Source organism: Actinokineospora sp., assembly GCF_050699995.1.
GTDB lineage: Bacteria > Actinomycetota > Actinomycetes > Mycobacteriales > Pseudonocardiaceae > Actinokineospora.
Genome location: NZ_JBOHGC010000456.1, coordinates 1 through 2,901 on the forward strand (window position 1 = coordinate 1; position 2,901 = coordinate 2,901).

Consider the following 2,901-nt stretch of genomic DNA (forward strand, 5'->3'; position numbering starts at 1 on the left):
GGCCAGGCGAGGTCGGTCATCACTCGCGGTTCTGCCCGGTCGGGGCCTGGTCGATGACGGTGACCACCGAGACCGGGACGGGCATCGCGAAGTTCGCGAAAGCGGGACCGCCGGGTGCGTCGATCCACACGACGTTCGGGTTGGGCGCGCGGCTGGTCACGATGGTTACGAACTCGGCGCGCACACGGTCGCCGACCGACACGGGCCGAGGTTCCTCGCGCGCGAGCGGCGAGCCGGTCGAACGTCCGTCCTGTCCGGCCGGGACCTGTTCGAGGCGGATCGTCCAGCCGAGGTCGGCCAGCGTCCGACGGAACGTGTCCTGTGGCGTCTCGGTCAGCAGTCCGCCACGCGCGCTCTGCACGACCATCGCCAGCGCGCCATCCAGTGCGGCACCGGCCTCGCCCGCATTCCAACGGCGGGGCTGCTCAGGCTCGGTGGCCTGCGCTTGCTCGACGAGGTTCAGTGCGCGGGCGACGGCCTGGACGGTGATGCATGCCTCGCCTTCGTCTCCGCCGCCGCAGGACTGGCACATGGTGATCGGACAGCAGGAACAGCAGTCTGGGCCGCAGCTGTTGGGCAGGCCGGGGAAGGTGACGAGCTGGTGCTCATCGAGGACGGCCAGGAGGGCGGCGGCCATGTCTCAGCCGCGCCAGCCGTCGAGGTGTTTGCGGATGTGGTCGGCCGTCGGGTTGGCCGCGGGCACGGGCTCGGCGGCGGGGTTGGGCGTGGTCACGGGGTTTCTCCTGGTGGCCATGGGCGGCTGGGGTGGAAGTCGTCGATCTCGACAGCGCGGTGGGTGCGGCAGCGGCGGTAGGGCTCGGCGCCGCAGTGCGGGCACTTCTGGGTGATGCGTGGGTGCGGCGGGGTGCGCTCGTAGCCGTGCGGGGTCCAGGTCCAACGGTCTTCGAGGCGGAAGCGGGTCATCCGGCGGCCTCGGTGTCCGGCGGGGCCTCGGCGGCTGCGGCGTGGTCGGCGGCGAGCTGCTCGGCGCGGTCGGCGATGCCGGGGGCGAGGCGGGCGAGCTGACGCAGGACGTCGGGGTTGAGGAGGTGGGTTTCGCCGTGGTCGTCGCGGGTCTCGATGACGGGGAACCCGTGGTCGAGGTAGATGGCCACGTTGAGGCCGAGCCCGTTGGTGTCTTCGATGCGCCAGGACGGGTCGCCGTGGTCGTCGGTGGTGGGTTCGGGGCAGGCTGCGACGGTCTTGGCGTAGTGCGCGCGGAGCCATTCGTAGCCGGTGAGGGTGTCGGTCAGGCGCTCGACGAGCCAGGGGACGTCTTCGCGGGCGGCGGCGATGAACGCGGCGTCGAGGCGCGTGCGGGCATGCTCGCCGATCGGGTCGAGGTCGGCGCGGCCGGTGAGGGCGACTATGTCGAAGCCGTCCTCGGTGGGACGCGCGGTGGCGACGAAGTGGTGGGCGTGTCCCGCGTCGTCTCGCCAGGCGGTCGGGTGGCTGGATCGCCAGGGGCCGGGGGTGGCGGCCGCGGCTCGGGCGGTGATCGCGGCGAGGCGGTCTGCGATGGGCTGGTCAGACATCAGGTGTCCTTTGTGGAGGGAAGGGCGCGGCGGCATAGGGGGCAGGACGGTTTGCCGTCAGGCGAGGCGCGAGGAGCGAGTCCGTGGGGGCACTTGGCGCGCGGCTTGATCGCCTCGACTGGGGATGGATTGCCGTTATCGGCCTGAGACCCCGCCTCTGGTGGTTGCGTTGGGTCGGAACAACCAGAGTGGTCTCGTTTGGTGGTTGGTCCTGTTCTGGTAGTCGGCAATAGCTGTTGCCGGTCAATCGGCGCCGGATTGCCGGTCAATCGATCTGAGTTGTCGTCAGGCTGCCGGTGAAAGTCGTTTTCATCGGCAGTAGCTGTTGCCGGTGAAAGTGGCTTATCCACAGGGTGTGCCTGGGATTGAGCGGCAGTAGCTGTTGCCAGTGGTTCGGCCGATTGAGCAGCAACAGCTGTTGCCGGTGATTGCTCGTCGATCCCGATGAGACCGACCCGCTCAAGGAGGTCCGCGGGGATGGCCAGGCGATACTCGTTGACGCGACCAGAGCCGCCCCGACCGCCGCCCCGACGGACGAGGATCAGGAAGCCGAGACGCTCGTGCAGGTCCGTCAGTCGGTCCTGCACGGTGCGCGGCGACTTGCCCGTGATCGCGCGCAGGGAAGGGATTCCGGGGCGGACGCGGGTGCCGTCTGGGTCGGCGAACGTAGCCAGGATCAGTGCGAATCCCTTGAGAACCTCGGGCATGACGCCGGGGTCAACGCGGCGCACGATCCGCTCCCAGTCCCATCGGCCGCTCGGGTAAGACCGCGGCTCATGCGCCGTGCTCGTCAAGGGTTGTGCTCCGGGTTGTGCGTAGGGGTTAGGCGGTTGCGTGGTCGGCGCAGGCGGGCCACCAGGCGGCCACGTCGGTGCCGATGCCGTTGGTGTGGCGCGGGTATCGGCGGCCGCGTCCGGGCGTCTCGCGGCCGGCGGTGCACTTGGCGTAGGCGCGGGCATGTCCGCCGAACTGGCGCCGGTGTGCGCAGGTGCCGCAGCGCAGGCCGGGCGCGGTCCGGTCGTCGATCGGTGCGGCGTCGGCGTGCAGCGGGATGTTCATGCGCAGTGCGACCGCGAGCGGGTGCTGCCCGTGGGCTACGGCGACGGTCTGGCGGGTGCGTCGGCGCTGCCCAGGTGTCGGCGTAGGCGGCGAGGGCTCGACGGGGAACAGGGCGGCGCTCACGGCTTCACGCGCAGCGTGTCGAGCCAACTGGCGGTGTCGGCGTCCAACGGGATCCGCGCCGCGCGCTGCGCGCGGGCGCGAGCCTTGGCCTGCGCCCAGCGGATCTGGACGAAGACCGCGGCCGCGGCGGCGAGTGCCAAGGCGAGGAAGATGATCGGCGGCATGGCTACCTCCTGTCGACTGA

General features: G+C 70.8%; 6 protein-coding genes. All 6 read right to left on the bottom strand.

Features of this window, described 5'->3' with window-relative positions:
• Positions 1-19 precede the first annotated feature (19 nt).
• Entirely contained in the window at positions 20-637 is a 618-nt protein-coding gene (locus tag ACRDSQ_RS22415; protein WP_431423781.1) for a hypothetical protein, read from the bottom strand.
• Between the two features lie 92 nt (positions 638-729).
• On the bottom strand, positions 730-924 hold the full coding sequence (locus ACRDSQ_RS22420; protein WP_431423782.1) for a hypothetical protein: 195 nt from the start codon (positions 922-924) through the stop codon (positions 730-732).
• Entirely contained in the window at positions 921-1,535 is a 615-nt protein-coding gene (locus ACRDSQ_RS22425) for a hypothetical protein (RefSeq protein ID WP_431423784.1), read from the bottom strand. Before ACRDSQ_RS22425 ends, ACRDSQ_RS22420 begins: the two co-directional genes overlap by 4 nt.
• Positions 1,535-2,266 carry a hypothetical protein gene (locus ACRDSQ_RS22430; protein ID WP_431423785.1) on the bottom strand — a complete coding sequence of 244 codons (732 nt, stop codon included), beginning with the start codon at positions 2,264-2,266 and terminating at the stop codon, positions 1,535-1,537. Before ACRDSQ_RS22430 ends, ACRDSQ_RS22425 begins: the two co-directional genes overlap by 1 nt.
• A gap of 91 nt (positions 2,267-2,357) precedes the next feature.
• A complete protein-coding gene (locus ACRDSQ_RS22435) occupies positions 2,358-2,717 on the bottom strand; it encodes a hypothetical protein (RefSeq protein WP_431423786.1) in 360 nt (119 codons plus the stop codon).
• The coding region (locus tag ACRDSQ_RS22440; protein ID WP_431423788.1) for a hypothetical protein at positions 2,714-2,901 on the bottom strand (188 nt) is incomplete at its 5' end. The genes ACRDSQ_RS22440 and ACRDSQ_RS22435, both read right to left, overlap by 4 nt.